At 44.8% G+C, this 14,294-nt stretch carries 11 protein-coding genes and 1 tRNA gene; 7 read left to right on the top strand and 5 right to left on the bottom strand.

Features of this window, described 5'->3' with window-relative positions:
* Position 1 precedes the first annotated feature (1 nt).
* On the top strand, positions 2-2,410 hold the full coding sequence (locus tag NFI81_RS19350; protein ID WP_234616265.1) for an ABC transporter permease: 2,409 nt from the start codon (positions 2-4) through the stop codon (positions 2,408-2,410).
* 84 nt (positions 2,411-2,494) lie between these two features.
* On the opposite strand, the gene NFI81_RS19345 is transcribed toward NFI81_RS19350, so the two are convergent.
* Positions 2,495-2,567, bottom strand: a tRNA-Met gene (locus NFI81_RS19345).
* Between the two features lie 161 nt (positions 2,568-2,728).
* Here NFI81_RS19345 and era point away from each other — a divergent pair.
* The 3 genes from era to NFI81_RS19330 all read left to right on the top strand — a co-directional run bounded on the left by era (position 2,729) and on the right by NFI81_RS19330 (position 5,744).
* Positions 2,729-3,652 carry a GTPase Era gene (gene era, locus NFI81_RS19340; protein WP_234616266.1) on the top strand — a complete coding sequence of 308 codons (924 nt, stop codon included), beginning with the start codon at positions 2,729-2,731 and terminating at the stop codon, positions 3,650-3,652.
* A gap of 64 nt (positions 3,653-3,716) precedes the next feature.
* On the top strand, positions 3,717-5,027 hold the full coding sequence (gene der, locus NFI81_RS19335; RefSeq protein ID WP_234616267.1) for a ribosome biogenesis GTPase Der: 1,311 nt from the start codon (positions 3,717-3,719) through the stop codon (positions 5,025-5,027).
* A gap of 333 nt (positions 5,028-5,360) precedes the next feature.
* Positions 5,361-5,744 carry a hypothetical protein gene (locus NFI81_RS19330; protein ID WP_234616268.1) on the top strand — a complete coding sequence of 128 codons (384 nt, stop codon included), beginning with the start codon at positions 5,361-5,363 and terminating at the stop codon, positions 5,742-5,744.
* Positions 5,745-5,807: 63 nt separating this feature from the next.
* Here the strand turns inward: NFI81_RS19330 and NFI81_RS19325 are convergent, their stop codons facing one another.
* The 4 genes from NFI81_RS19325 to NFI81_RS19310 all read right to left on the bottom strand — a co-directional run bounded on the left by NFI81_RS19325 (position 5,808) and on the right by NFI81_RS19310 (position 11,078).
* Positions 5,808-6,644: a fumarylacetoacetate hydrolase family protein gene (locus NFI81_RS19325; protein ID WP_234616269.1), complete on the bottom strand. Its 837-nt coding sequence runs from the start codon at positions 6,642-6,644 to the stop codon at positions 5,808-5,810.
* Between the two features lie 92 nt (positions 6,645-6,736).
* The gene (uvrA, locus tag NFI81_RS19320; RefSeq protein WP_234616270.1) at positions 6,737-9,601 is read right to left on the bottom strand and encodes an excinuclease ABC subunit UvrA; all 2,865 of its coding nucleotides are present in this window, start codon (positions 9,599-9,601) and stop codon (positions 6,737-6,739) included.
* 115 nt (positions 9,602-9,716) lie between these two features.
* Positions 9,717-10,505, bottom strand: a complete 789-nt coding sequence (locus NFI81_RS19315) for a cysteine hydrolase family protein (protein WP_234616271.1) — start codon at positions 10,503-10,505, stop codon at positions 9,717-9,719.
* A gap of 21 nt (positions 10,506-10,526) precedes the next feature.
* A complete protein-coding gene (locus NFI81_RS19310; protein WP_234616272.1) occupies positions 10,527-11,078 on the bottom strand; it encodes a hypothetical protein in 552 nt (183 codons plus the stop codon).
* Positions 11,079-11,176: 98 nt separating this feature from the next.
* On the opposite strand from NFI81_RS19310, the gene NFI81_RS19305 reads away from it, so the two are divergent.
* The 3 genes from NFI81_RS19305 (at position 11,177) to NFI81_RS19295 (ending at position 14,290) form a co-directional block, all read left to right on the top strand.
* On the top strand, positions 11,177-12,475 hold the full coding sequence (locus NFI81_RS19305) for a hypothetical protein (RefSeq protein ID WP_234616273.1): 1,299 nt from the start codon (positions 11,177-11,179) through the stop codon (positions 12,473-12,475).
* 67 nt (positions 12,476-12,542) lie between these two features.
* Complete coding sequence (locus tag NFI81_RS19300; RefSeq protein WP_234616274.1) at positions 12,543-13,520, top strand: glycosyltransferase family 2 protein; 978 nt, start codon at positions 12,543-12,545, stop codon at positions 13,518-13,520.
* Positions 13,521-13,534: 14 nt separating this feature from the next.
* A complete protein-coding gene (locus tag NFI81_RS19295) occupies positions 13,535-14,290 on the top strand; it encodes a DUF5672 family protein (RefSeq protein ID WP_234616275.1) in 756 nt (251 codons plus the stop codon).
* Positions 14,291-14,294: the final 4 nt, after the last annotated feature.

Genomic DNA, 14,294 nt, shown 5'->3' with positions numbered 1-14,294 from the left:
AATGCTTAGAAATTACATTAAAATCGCATTTCGCCACCTGGTCAAAAACAAAGGTTATTCAGTCATTAACATTGGCGGGCTGGCTGTGGGCATGGCGGCGGCAATGCTGATTGGATTGTGGGTTTATGATGAATTGTCTTTTAATAAATATCATCAAAACTACGACCGGATTGCGCAGTTAATGCAGCAACAAACCTTGGATGGGGAGATTGTTACGGGCAATAATGTGCCTATTCCGCTTGCATCGGAGCTCAAAAGCAATTTTCCTAATGACTTTAAGCATGTTGTGCTTTCTTCATGGACTACAAGGCACATTCTATCGTCCGGGACTTCGAAATTTACAAAAGCAGGAAATTTTATGTCAGCCGAAGCAGCTGAAATGCTGTCGTTGGAAATGGTTTATGGCACCTGGGCAGGTTTGAAAGAGCCGGGCTCAGTGTTGCTTTCTGAGTCTGTTGCCAATGCGTTTTTCGGCAATGCTGATCCGCTGAATCAGGTGATCAAGCTCGATAATGAGCTAAATGTTAAGGTTACAGGTGTTTACAAAGATCTGCCTTACAGCTCCGAGTTCAAGGAAGTGCGTTTCATCGGGCCATGGGATTTGTATGTGGCTTCGACGGATTGGGTTAGAGAAGCACAGGCTAACAGCAATTGGAGCAGCAGCTCGTTCCAGATTTATGCGCAGTTGACTGAAAAGGCCAATGTGCAAAGTGTTTCCGCAAAAATTAAAGACATCAAAGCAAGAAAGGCAGACCAAAACGAGCTCCGCTTCAAGCCCGAAATTTTGCTTCATCCGATGAGCCGCTGGCATCTGTATTCCGAATGGAAAAATGGTCTCAATGTGGGTGGGAGAGTTCAGTTTGTTTGGTTATTTGCCGTTATCGGGCTTTTTGTGCTGTTTTTGGCATGCATTAATTTTATGAATCTCAGTACAGCGCGTTCTGAAAAACGGTCAAAAGAAGTCGGAATTCGGAAAGCAATCGGCTCGCTGCGGGGACAACTGATCGGGCAATTTTTCAGTGAGTCTTTTCTGATTGTCGGGATTGCGCTTGTCATTTCTTTGCTCCTTGTGCAGGTTATGCTGCCGTTTTTTAATCAAATGGCCGATAAAGAGATGGTTATGCTTTGGTCAAATCCGCTTTTTTGGGTGGGGGTGATCACTTTCAGCGTAGTGACGGGGTTGGTGGCGGGAAGTTATCCAGCATTTTATTTGTCTTCATTTCAACCCATCAAAACCCTGAAAGGCACGGGCGCGCGAATGGGCCTTGCAGCCGCTTTGCCACGAAAAGTGTTGGTGGTCCTGCAATTTACGGTTTCGATAACATTGATAATTGGCACCATTGTGGTTTACAGGCAGATTTTGCATGCAAAGAGCCGCCCGATCGGTTACAACCGCGAAAACCTTGTAACCATTCATGTGAACACGCCGGACATTCACAATCATTTTAATGCAGTGCTTCATGACCTGATTAAGGCCGGATCGGCAACTTCCATGACCGAATCCATGGGGCCGCCAACGGAGGTGAGATCAGCCAATGTGGGTTTTGATTGGAAAGGAAAAGATCCGGATCTCGAAGCGGAGTTTGCGACCATTGGCATTTCGCATGATTTTGGCAAAACGCTTGGTTGGGATTTTGTCGCGGGAAGGGATTTTTCAAAAACCTTTTCAACGGACTCTGCTGGATTTATACTGAACGAAACTGCAGTAAAATTTATGGGCCTGGGTCGTCCGAATGTTGCGGCTGCAATTGGTGAAACTGTAAAATGGGAAGGCAGGAGTTTCCGGATTTTGGGTGTGGTAAAAGATATGATTATGGAGTCGCCTTATGAGCCGGTCCGTCAAACTATCTTTTTCATCCGACCGCGCGCAGGCGATTTCATCACAATCCGGATTAATCCTGCTAGCGACACACAACAAGCATTGCAGAACATTGAAGCCGTTTTCAAGCAATACAGCCCGGACGCTCCGTTTGCATATGAATTTGTCGACCAGGAATATGATTTCAAATTTGAGTCAGAAGAGCGCATTAGCAACCTGGCTGCTGCATTTGCGTCTTTGGCAATTTTAATAAGTTGTTTGGGACTTTTCGGCCTGGCATCATTCATGGCTGAGCAACGGACCAAAGAAATCGGCGTCCGAAAAGTGCTGGGCGCATCCATTTTGAATCTTTGGAGCCTTCTTTCTCTTGATTTCATCACGTTGGTCCTTATTTCCTGCCTGCTGTCGGCACCCATTGCCTGGTTCACGATGAACAACTGGCTCAACAACTACGAATATCATACGGCCGTCTCCTGGTGGATTTTCATCATCGCCGGAACAGGCGTTTTGCTCATTACAATGCTTACCGTAAGTTATCAAGCGATAAAGGCAGCAATGCTGAATCCGGTGAAGAGTTTGAAAAGTGAGTAAAGAATATTCCCTGGAATGCGGTGGAGTTAAAATAAGGCTAAAACGCAAAAAGGCCGCGAACTTTCGTTTGCGACCTTTCTCTTGTAGCGGGAGCTGGACTCGAACCAGCGACCTTTGGGTTATGAGCCCAACGAGCTACCAACTGCTCCATCCCGCGGTGTTGTTGAATTGGAGTGCAAACATACCACAATTGTTTGATATAACGCAACATTTGAATGAAAAATAAATCATGATTTTTCGTAATGCTGCTCCTTAACAACCACTTATTGCAATTTCATGGGCGGAAAACCGTACTTTTGTGTGATTTTTAAGTAACACATGGAAGACAAGACAGAAATAACAACTCCTTTTCGCAACCACCGCGCCGGTTTCGTCAGCATCATTGGCAAGCCGAATGTTGGTAAATCTACGCTAATGAACGTTTTGGTGGGCGAAAGGATGTCAATCATTACCTCGAAGGCGCAAACCACGCGGCACCGCATTATGGGAATTCTGAATGGTAAGCATGAAGATATTCCTTTTCAGCTGGTGTATTCGGATACGCCCGGCGTGATCAAGCCAGCTTATAAGCTGCATGATTCAATGATGACTTTCGTAAAAGGGTCATTGGAAGATGCGGACGTCGTTTTGTTTGTTGCAGAAGTGGGGGAGAAAGTGACGGATCACGAAGTTTTGCCTCTATTGAAACGTGCGGATGCGCCGATCGTTTTGGTTTTAAACAAAATAGATCTCTCTGACCAGGAACACGTTAATGCGAAAATGGCGGAGTGGGAAGCGGCCATACAGCCGGATGCTATTATTCCCATTTCTGCGTTGCACCAGGCCAACATTGCCACACTTTTTGATGCTGTTATAACAAGGTTGCCTTTTCACCCTCCGTATTTTGAGGAGGATGAACTTACAGATAAGCCTGAGCGTTTCTTTGCTTCCGAAATCATACGCGAAAAAATATTTCTGAATTACCGCCAGGAAATTCCATACAGCTCCGAAGTTGTAATTTCAGAATTTAAAGAACGGGACGACATGATCGTGATCCGCGCGGAAATCCTTGTGGAACGCAAAAGCCAGAAAGGGATTATTATTGGAGAAAAAGGGGAAATGCTGAAAAAGATCGGAACGCAGGCCAGACTTGATATGGAGGCGTTTTTTGGTAAAAAAGTGTTTCTGGAACAACATGTGAGGGTTGAGCCGGATTGGAGAAGCAAGGAAAACAAGCTGAGACAGTTTGGTTACGACGAATAATTTATAATAAAAGATAGAAGGGCGGTTGATTGCGAACCGTTTGGACCACATTAATTAATACAAAATGGCAAATATAATTTCAATTGTTGGGCGTCCGAATGTGGGCAAATCCACATTATTTAACCGCCTTACGGAAAGTCGTAAGGCAATTATGGACAACCAGAGCGGCGTTACCCGTGACCGGCATTATGGTTACGGTGAATGGACCGACCAATATTTTACAGTAATCGACACCGGCGGTTATGTCGTTGGTTCAGAAGATATTTTTGAAGGAGCGATCCGCGACCAGGTTGAGCTTGCATTGGAAGAATCTACGGTGGTTTTGTTCATGGTGGACACCATGACGGGCCTCACGGATCTGGACAAAGACTTTGCAAATGTGCTTAGGCGCATTAACAAGCCCGTTTATATGGTTGCGAACAAGGCTGAAACCCAGGAGCGTTACCAGTCTGCCGCTGAATTTTATGAATTGGGGCTTGGTGAACAAATATTTGCGATTTCTGCGCAAACGGGTTTTGGAACGGGCGAATTGCTGGATCAGGTTATTACGCATTTTGAAACGGCGGGCATTGAAGATCCGGAAGCTGGAATTCCAAGGATTGCCATTATGGGAAGGCCGAATGTGGGCAAATCATCTTTCCTGAATGTGCTTACCGGCACAGACAGGAGCATTGTGACAGACATTGCAGGCACAACGCGCGACGCTATTCACACGCATTACAATGCATTCGGCATGGAGTTCATCCTGACCGATACGGCTGGAATTCGCCGCAAATCACGTGTTAAAGAGGACATTGAATATTATTCCACATTGCGTTCAGTGAAGGCAATGGAGGAATCGGACGTTTGTATCATTCTTTTGGATGCCACACTGGGTCTGGAAGGACAGGACATGAACATTATTGGCCAGGCGGATAAGGCGAAAAAGGGCATTGTGATCATGGTCAATAAGTGGGATTTGGTTGAAAAGGATTCTAAGACAGCCGATACATTTAAGAAAGCGCTTCTGGAAAGACTTGCTCCCATGAACTATATGCCAATCATTTTTGCATCCGTCGTTGAAAAGCAACGCATACTGCAAGTGATGGAAAAGGCCATGGAAGTTTATAAAAACAAGACCAAGAAAATCACGACTTCGAAACTAAACGAGGTGATGCAGGCTGAGATTGAAAAATATCCGCCACCTGCTGACAGAGGGAAATATATCAACATTAAATATATGATCCAGCTGCCAACGCCTTCACCAACATTCGTGTTTTTCAGCAGTAATCCGAAGCACGTGAAGGAGCCATATCTGCGTTATCTGGAAAACAGAATGCGCGAAAACTTCGATTTCTCAGGTGTGCCGATTACGATTTTCTTTCGGGAAAAGTAGAATACAACAAGTTATAAATAAGGCAAAACGCCGGAGCGAGAACGTTCCGGCGTTTTTGTTTTATCGGGCATCTACTACATTTCAGCAGGTAAATTACGCGATTCGTCTTTTTTTGTCCCTGAGCTGCAACCTTTTAAATTATATTTGCATCTGTTAATACGAAAGTGCTTGTTTAAGAGAATTTTTAAGTATTTCAAAAAATTTTTCCTAAAAATTGTTAAAAACAAGGTACTATGTATTGCAAGATACCTAATAAAACATATATATTTGTAGAGTCAATTAGTTACATCGAAATCGCATCCTGATTTTTCTCTGAACGACCAAAACATAGCCATGAAAACAATTAAAATATTTACACTCCTAGTTCTTTTCAGCTTGCAGGCCGGGGCAACCGGATACTCTCATAACATGTTTGTAGCACACAAAAAACTACAGGCAGGCAAAGAGTGCGCGCAGCCAAGCGAACGCATTATTGCAAAAAAGGCGAGACCGGCAAAAGTGGTTAAGCACCACGCAAGTATTAAACGCGTTACCGCGTTCACCGCGCAATTCAGCAGCAACACTGAAAAGATGACATTGAATGAAAGAATTCTGGAAGCCGGGCCGTCTTCCTTCTTTACCAGCGAAGAAGACAGCATCAGTGACGATTCAATTGTTACTAAACTTATAGCATTCGTCCGCTGCACCATTTATACTTTTATCGGATTGCCTAGCTGATCCGGCAAACATTCACCATGAATTAAAAAGCTGCAACTGTTCAAGTTGCAGCTTTTCGTTTTTTCAGCCAACCACATTTGTCAACGTCCCGATGGGCTCAATAGAAATGTGAACGATATCGCCTTGTTGTAATGTAAAATCGGATGGGGGAATGATGCCTGTGCCGGTCATGAGATAGGCACCATGTGGGAAAGCCATTTCACGGAATAAATATTGGAGTAACTCGTCCGGCTTGCGTTTCATCTGGGCTAATGTCACTTCGCCGCTAAATACTTCTTCGCCTGCACGTACAATCGCAAGATCAATTACCGTGTCATCGCCGAGCGCAAATTCTGGCACATATAAGCACGGGCCCAGCGCCGCACTGCCTGTATACGACTTAGCCTGAGGTAAATACAACGGATTTTCTCCTTCAATGCTTCTGGAACTCATATCGTTGCCAATGGTATAACCTACCAATGTTCCCGATGAGGAAGCAAACAACGTAAGCTCAGGCTCTGGCACATCCCAGGTAGAATCGCGGCGGATGCGGACGGTTCCGTGATTGCCTACGACGCGCCAGGCTGTTGATTTAAAGAAAAGCTCTGGTCTTTCCGCTTCGTAAACGCGATCATAAAAACTTCCCCCGCCTGCCTTTTCGGACTCCTCCATGCGGGCAGTGCGACTTCTGAAATACGTTACGCCCGAAGCCCAAACCTCCTGAGAACCAATTGGCGCCAGGATTTCAGGCATCGGAATATCGTCCGTGAAAGTCAACGGAATGAGGCTTTCAACTTGTATTTCCAGCCACCCGTACAGATCATCCCGGTTCACGGTCTGGTCCCAATCGGTTTCGTGCAAACGATAAAAAAGATCGTCCCTTTCCAGCAGGATGCCGTTTTCTGTTTTATATAACTTCATAGAAATCGCATTTTGGTTTAGATTCAATAAGTCTACAACTTATCCTCTTTACTGCAATATCTACGATTCTTCCATGCGATTAGGCTATCCGGTCAGATTTTGTCTTTCAAAAAAGCCGCCGTGTAATTGTCTTCTATTTTGGCCATTTCTTCCGGTGTTCCGGCAAATGTGAGATAACCTCCGCCATCGCCGCCTTCCGGCCCAAGATCCAGGATCCAGTCGGCACTTTTAATGATCTCCATATTATGCTCGATAATGATCACGCTGTCGCCCTGATCCACCAATGCATTAATGGCTTTCAAAAGTTTCTTAATGTCATGAAAATGAAGCCCGGTTGTCGGTTCATCAAAGATAAAAAGCGTCTTTCCTTTATTAGAAGAACCTTTTCCAAGGAACGAAGCCAACTTAACCCGCTGCGCTTCTCCGCCTGATAATGTGTTGGATGACTGTCCTAAACCCACATAACCCAGCCCGACTTCCTGCAAAGGCATCAGTTTTTCAACCAATTTTGGCTCAGTGGGTTTGAAAAACTCAATCGCTTCATCCACAGTCATATCCAGGATTTCCGCCACGTCTTTCTCATGGTAACGCACTTCCTGAATTTCCTGCTTGAATCTCTTCCCATTACAGCCCTCACATTTGAGATAAATGTCGGCCATAAACTGCATTTCAATCTTAACCTGGCCTTCACCCTGGCAAATTTCACAGCGGCCGCCGTCCACATTGAATGAAAAATGGGAAGGTTTGTAGCTGCGCGCTTTTGAAAGCGGCAGGTCGGCCATCATCTGGCGAATGTAGTCGTAAGCCTTAATGTAAGTAACCGGATTCGAGCGCGAAGATTTTCCGATCGGGTTCTGGTCGATCATTTCCACCGCCTCAATCCTGTCTATGCTTCCTGTAAGTTCATCAAACTTCCCAACTTCTTCACTGAATTCCCCTTTCATGCGCATTAAAGCGGGATAAAGGATCTTACGGATCAATGTTGATTTCCCCGAACCGCTGACGCCGGTAACAACCGTTAATGTGTTCAGCGGAATGGTTACGTCGAGTTCTTTGAGGTTATTTTCTCTTGCTCCTTTGATTTTCAAGTGGTGCAATGATTTTCTTCTGACTTTCGGAACAGGGATCGAATCATTTTCCAGCAGGAAATCCAGTGTATGCGATTTAATGCCGGTCTCATTGTTTTCTGTATAACCACTGCTTTTCAGATCAGAAATATCTTCCCAGTTTCCCTGAAAAACCACGTGTCCGCCGCCTGTTCCGGCTTCCGGGCCAATATCGATGATCTGGTCCGCGGCGTGCATTACTTCCTCTTCGTGCTCCACAACGATCACTGTATTACCAAGATCGCGTAAAGATTCGAGCACGCCAACCAGGCGCTGTGTGTCTCGTGGGTGTAAACCAATGCTGGGCTCATCCAGAATATACATGGAACCTACCAATGCACTTCCCAGTGAAGTCGCTAGTTTGATCCGCTGAAATTCTCCGCCGGATAATGTGCTGGTAAGACGATTTAGGGTCAGATAACCCAAACCAACGCGGTTCATATAATCCAGACGCGTTTCAATTTCAGTTAAAACCCGTTTGGCGATCTGCCGATCGTGATCGCTGATTTCCAGATTTTGGAAAAAAACAGAAACATTCCTAATCGGCATTAAAACCAGGTCTGTGATAGAAGCGCCGGCCAATTTTACAAACGAAGCATCTTTCCTTAACCGGGAACCACGGCAATCAGGGCAGGTTGTGCGGCCGCGAAAGCGCGAAAGCATTACCCGATATTGAATTTTATAAGTCTGTGTTTCAAGTTCAGCAACGAAGTCGTTCAGTCCCTGAAAATGTTTATTGCCCGTCCAAAGGAGGTCTTTTTGTTCCTGAGTCAGGTCTTTATATGGTCTGTGGATTGGGAAATCAAATTTTGAAGCATTGCGAACAAGTGGCGTAAGCCATTCGCCCATTTTTTCCGTCCGCCAGGGAGCGATCGCGCCTTCATAGACTGACAAACCTTTATCCGGAATGACCAGATCGGGATCAATGCCCAATATTTTACCAAAACCCTCACATCTTTTACAAGCGCCGTAGGGATTATTGAAACTGAAAAGATTGACAGTAGGCTCTTCAAACAACATTCCGTCTAACTCAAACTTGTCAGAAAAAACCTTTCGTTCCCCATTAACAACTTGCACGATGCATATGCCCTCACCTTCAAAAAAAGCGGTTTGAACCGAATCCGAAAGCCTATACTGCGTGTCCTCATCGTCGTGCTTCACGCCTGCACGGTCGATCAGGATGAAAACCTGGTTGCCGGCTTGGGAATAATTGTCCGGATTTTCGAGAATGTCTTCAATAGCAACGACTTCATCATTGAAATAAATTCTATTATAACCTTTTGATAATAAAATCGTTAGTTCTTCCTCCTGCGTGCGTCCTTCGCGGATATGCAAGGGCGCCAGGATCATAACACGTGTGCCTTCGTCATGCCCGAGCATGAAATTGACCACGTCCGTAACCGTATCTTTTCTGACCAATTCCCCTGAAATAGGTGAAAAGGTGTGCCCTATGCGGGCAAAAAGCAATTTGAGATAATCATAAATTTCCGTGGATGTTCCAACAGTAGACCGTGGATTCCGTGTATTCACCTTTTGTTCAATGGCGATCGCAGGCGAAATGCCTTTGATATATTCCACCTCAGGCTTTTCCATCCGCCCCAAAAACTGCCGCGCATAACTGCTCAGACTTTCCACATACATACGCTGCCCTTCGGCGAACAAGGTGTCGAAAGCCAATGAAGATTTACCGGAACCGGATAACCCCGTGATTACCACCAGCTTATTCCGTGGAATCGCAACATCAACATTTTTAAGATTATTAACTCGGGCGCCTTTGATCAGAATGTATTGTCTCGGATCCAGATCATCGAATTGAGCAGCCTCAATCCGCGGCACAGGTAATTGCATCATACAGAAATTAATGGGATAGCCGGCATATGTTTGGTCATGCACCGATCTTTATACTAACCAAAAGTACATTTATTTAGTTTGGCATTTCGGGAGGGAATCTTCCAATACAGCCTTATTACAGCTGGACTGCATTTGCCTTCAAAAAAGTCATTCCTTTCTGCTCCGCTTCTTCAAAAATCGGATCGGCAACTTCTTCAAAGTTTGTCACATTAGACATGCAATCCGACAAAATGGTCACCTTAGGAGCCAGTTCCGGTGCATATTTCAGGATCTGGTTAATGCTCGTAGCCACGCAATGCGAACGCGCTTCTCCGGCAACCAGAATTTGATCAAATGCTGCAAGATCATTTAAAAACGGCCGGTCCAGATCCGTTTCAGGCGCATTGGCAACCGGAACTTGTGCCCGAAAAACCCCAAAATGCTCGGTTAGGGGGTTTGTTCCTTTAATAACTGCCTTGTAATCCCGACCCGTTCTGTGTGTCCAGGCAAGTAATCCTTCCATAATCGTATCATCCAGTGCCGCGCCTTTGGAGCCGATGAGACAATGTTCCGGCCAGATGAAATGTTTGAATTCACCTTCGGCTTCCAGTATTTCCAGATATTGGATCACATATTCACGTTCATAGCGCGGCGTCCATTTTCCTGCTTTCACATTGGCAGCGGTAATGAGGGTAAAAGGCGCCACGGTGTTTCCATTGGCATCTTCCCAAAACAGCGGATGCGCAATGTCCAGCACCTTATGCGTGTCCAGCGTAACAAAAATGCTGTCGATCTTATCACCTTCCAATGCAATCAGTCGCGCAATCCGTTCCACGTCCGTTTCTGCGCCCGGTACGTAAAGCGCGCCTTTCGGATTGCAAAAATCAAACTGCGCATCAATGAGCAACAATGCTGTTTTTTTCATTTGGAAGATTTTTTAGGCCAATCAGCTTTCCAGTTCTTTGGGAATTTCCATCTGGCGCGCGTACATTTTAGAGCAAAGCGTGTACAATGATGCCAACATGCGGTTTGTGTCCTTCATGTAATCCACGCGATAATCTTCGTCCAGTTTGGTGAACGCATTCAAAATAACCTGTGCTTTTTTGGCAAGATATAGCGCACACGTGTCCGCACGCGATGAATAGGTTTTTAAAATGCTGGCATATTCTTCCATGAATGTGTTCATTAAGAACAAGTTGAGCTCAATGCTGCCGATTTTATCCTTGGTAACCTTCACATGGTAAGCAATGTCGCCGCTCAAATTTCGCATGTCCATCAAAATCCAGCCCGGCGTGTTCTGATTAGACTTGGAAGTGCGCAAGATCCGGCCAATGATTTCCTCCCGTCGTTCCGGAATGGTGGCGCTGTCCTCAATCAGCTCGAAATGCAGCCGGTCGGAAAGCGTTTTGTCCTTTGTGATCAGCCGAAGCAGCAATTTATCCTTTTCTTTGGCCGGCATCTGGATAATCGCCTTTTTAAGTTGATCGGGTAATGCCATAAAGTAGGTTTAACAAACTTAAATTTACAATCCGGGAATACGGAATTAACTTTATACAGCTCAACATTCCTATCCGCTTTTCGACAAAAATATCAGATATGCCTAAATATCTTCCTATCGGGTTAAGCATTGCTATTTTTTTGACGTTCTGTGTGACCATTTTCAATAACACGCTCAACATTCCGTCTTTCGACGATTACGACACCACATTAGGCTTCATCAAACGCATCTTTTTTGACGATTATACGGCCAAAGGGAAGTTGGAAATCCTTTTTGGGCGCCACAATGAGCACAGGATCGTTTTTTCCCGACTCGCCGCTGCCGCATATTTCAGTATTTTTCATCAGGTCGATTTTGCAAATCTTGTGTTTTTTCAAAATCTGCTGCTGATCTGTTTCTTCATATTAATGTTGAAGATTATGGACCAAAACCGGCTGCTATCCGGCGAAAGCATCCTGTTTGCATCTGTTTTTCTTTTCAGTCTGGGTTTCTGGCAGGTTACATTCTTTTATTGGGGAGGAATTCAGCATTATACGGTTTTTTTCTTCTGTTATCTCAGTCTGTTTTTGCTTAATAAATCAAAAAGCATCAAAAGCGCTTCTTTTTTTCTGGCGATTTTAGCCGTTACCATCGCCGTATTCTCTTTTGGAAATGGGTTTTTAGGCTTGTTACTCAGCGCATTTTTATTGTTAGTTCAAAAAAAATGGCCGCAGCTGATTATTTGGAGCATACTTACTGCGATTTTACTCTGGATTACATTTGGCTTGGGCGCACAAGTTATTGCTAAACAGGATGTTCCATTTAATTTCGATTGGATGAAAAGCCTGTTATTAACTTTTTTGGGAAGCTTCGTTTACATAAGCCCGACATCCAGCCATTATATCAACATCTACTTTTGCATGATCGTGGGAACAACTGTCCTATTTGTTTGGATCTGGCTGTTTTTCAAGGGTTATGCACGTCAAAACCCGCTTTTATATTGCCTGCTTTCCTTGCCTGTTCTTACCGGCATTATTATTTCAATTTCAAGATTTGAGTCCAGGGCTGGCGGAGGCATCGCTCCGCGTTATATGTTTTTCACGGCGACCATTCCGGTTATTTTGCTGCTGATTTTTCTGGATATGAAAATACTGCGAAGGCGCCATTTGCAGATCCTGGCTTATTCAGGAGTACTGCTTTGGGGAACAGTTTTTTTCAATAACCGAAAGGCCTTACGGGAAATGAACCGGGATCTGGCGCAGAGAGTGATTAAATGGCAAGAAGATCATGAAACGCGCCTGATTCACTATCATGAGGCCAAACCTTATTCCGAAGCAATGCAATGGGCCGTTGACAATAAAGTCGTCAAAATTCCGGAACTGAACGAATTCCGGGAAACGGAAACTGTTCAAAACTGACGTTTCGGTTGCGGATAGTGTAAATTGACTGCTAACTTGCGGGCGTTTTAATCATTTATAAAGTATTATGGTTTCAGTGGCTTTGTGTACTTACAACGGGGCAAAATATTTGTCTGAGCAGTTGAAGAGCATTGCTGATCAGACACTTCCGGTTGACGAATTGGTTGTTTGTGATGACAGGTCTAAGGATAACACCATTGAAATTATTGAATCTTTTGCGGCACAAAGCGCTTTTCCGGTTCACATTCACATCAATGAAACGAACCTAGGCTCAACGAAAAACTTTGAAAAATGCCTTTCCCTATGTACCGGGGACATTATTTTCCTCTGCGACCAGGATGACCAATGGCGGCCCGACCGCGTTCAAAAGCAGGCGGATTACCTGAATGCACATCCTGGAAAAGATGCCGTTTTTTGTGATGCCATGAAAATGGACGATGATTCGAAGCCAGTAGGCAGCACGATCTGGGAGGAAATCGAATTTGACTCGAAAAAGCAGGACAAGTGGAAAAATGGCAAAGCGCATGAGATTCTATTCACTGGTTTTATTGTAACCGGGGCAACATTGGCCATCAGAAAATCGTGTCTGGCGCGCCTGATGCCTTTTCCTACCAATGTTCCCGACCTTATCCATGACGCCTGGATGGCGATGGTGCTCAGTCTGGAAGGCAAAATCGACTTCATTCCTGAAACGCTTATTTATTATCGCATCCATGCCAGCCAGCAGGTTGGTTTTGGAAATAAATTGGATAAAGTTCAGCTGAAAGACCGGCTGAATCGCGATCGTAACAAGAAATTGATCCCTTTGAAGGAAAAAGGCGAAAAGCTGCTCGGCATGTACGCGCTGTTGCAAGCGCTTCCTTTTGTGCCAAAAGAAAAGCTGGAAAAGCTGGATCTTGCACAAAAGCATTTTTTCAAGCGTGCTGCATTGCCTGATAACCGCTTTTTACGGCTTCCTGCTGTGATAAGCAATGTAGTTCAGGGCCATTATAGTTTCAGCAGTAAAGATTGGTGGTTGCCTGCAATGGGCGATTTACTGGAATAAATGATCAGGTTATAGTGAAATCAAGCAAAGAGAAATCAGTTGCCGTCGTCATTCCGGTTTATAAATCGGTGATGAATGACAATGAAAAATTGTCATTGAAGCAATGCATGAAGGTTTTGGGCAAATATCCCGTCAAAATTGCGAAGCCAGCGAGCCTGGACCTGAATGCTATAACCACAGCTTATCCAAACATTGAACTCATTAGCTTTGACGACGCATATTTCACGGATATTGCAGCCTATAACCGGCTCATGATCTCCATTGATTTTTACAAACAATTTCTCGCTTACGAATACATATTGATCTATCAGCTAGACGCTTACGTTTTCCAGGATTCACTTTTGGAATGGTGTGCAAAAGGCTTTGATTACATTGGAGCGCCTTCCCTGCATATGCCTGCACTTGACGCGTTGCAAGCTGCGTCTTACCAGCAGTTTGCGGATGCACTTTCAACGCACCGCGTTGTGTTCAATGGCGGGCTTTCGTTAAGGCGGATTCCGGCCATTATCCGCTATTTAAAGATCTACAATGCAGTTTATCCGGCTTGGTTAGGAAATGAGGACATGCTTTTTTCGCAGGAAGCAACGCGGTTGATGCCTATGAAACTGTTTTTAAAACTTCCTTCCTGGCACGACGCATTGGGCTTTGCTTTTGAGAAAAGTCCGGCTGCCACTTATGAGATCACGCAGCACAAACTGCCTTTCGGTTGTCATGCCTGGGAGCGCTATGATCCGCAATTTTGGTCTTCATTTATTTCTGAAAATCAGTAACTTA

The organism is Dyadobacter fanqingshengii (assembly GCF_023822005.2).
In the GTDB taxonomy this organism is placed as follows: Bacteria; Bacteroidota; Bacteroidia; order Cytophagales; family Spirosomataceae; genus Dyadobacter; species Dyadobacter fanqingshengii.
This window is presented reverse-complemented; position numbering and strand designations above follow the sequence as displayed.

Excerpts from the sequence above, each read along its gene's own strand:
- NFI81_RS19350 (WP_234616265.1), top strand. The coding sequence starts at position 2 with ATGCTTAGAAATTACATTAAAATCGCATTTCGCCACCTGGTCAAAAAC.
- era (WP_234616266.1), top strand. The coding sequence starts at position 2,729 with ATGGAAGACAAGACAGAAATAACAACTCCTTTTCGCAACCACCGCGCC.
- der (WP_234616267.1), top strand. The coding sequence starts at position 3,717 with ATGGCAAATATAATTTCAATTGTTGGGCGTCCGAATGTGGGCAAATCC.
- NFI81_RS19330 (WP_234616268.1), top strand. The coding sequence starts at position 5,361 with ATGAAAACAATTAAAATATTTACACTCCTAGTTCTTTTCAGCTTGCAG.
- NFI81_RS19325 (WP_234616269.1), bottom strand. The coding sequence starts at position 6,644 with ATGAAGTTATATAAAACAGAAAACGGCATCCTGCTGGAAAGGGACGAT.
- uvrA (WP_234616270.1), bottom strand. The coding sequence starts at position 9,601 with ATGATGCAATTACCTGTGCCGCGGATTGAGGCTGCTCAATTCGATGAT.
- NFI81_RS19315 (WP_234616271.1), bottom strand. The coding sequence starts at position 10,505 with ATGAAAAAAACAGCATTGTTGCTCATTGATGCGCAGTTTGATTTTTGC.
- NFI81_RS19310 (WP_234616272.1), bottom strand. The coding sequence starts at position 11,078 with ATGGCATTACCCGATCAACTTAAAAAGGCGATTATCCAGATGCCGGCC.
- NFI81_RS19305 (WP_234616273.1), top strand. The coding sequence starts at position 11,177 with ATGCCTAAATATCTTCCTATCGGGTTAAGCATTGCTATTTTTTTGACG.
- NFI81_RS19300 (WP_234616274.1), top strand. The coding sequence starts at position 12,543 with ATGGTTTCAGTGGCTTTGTGTACTTACAACGGGGCAAAATATTTGTCT.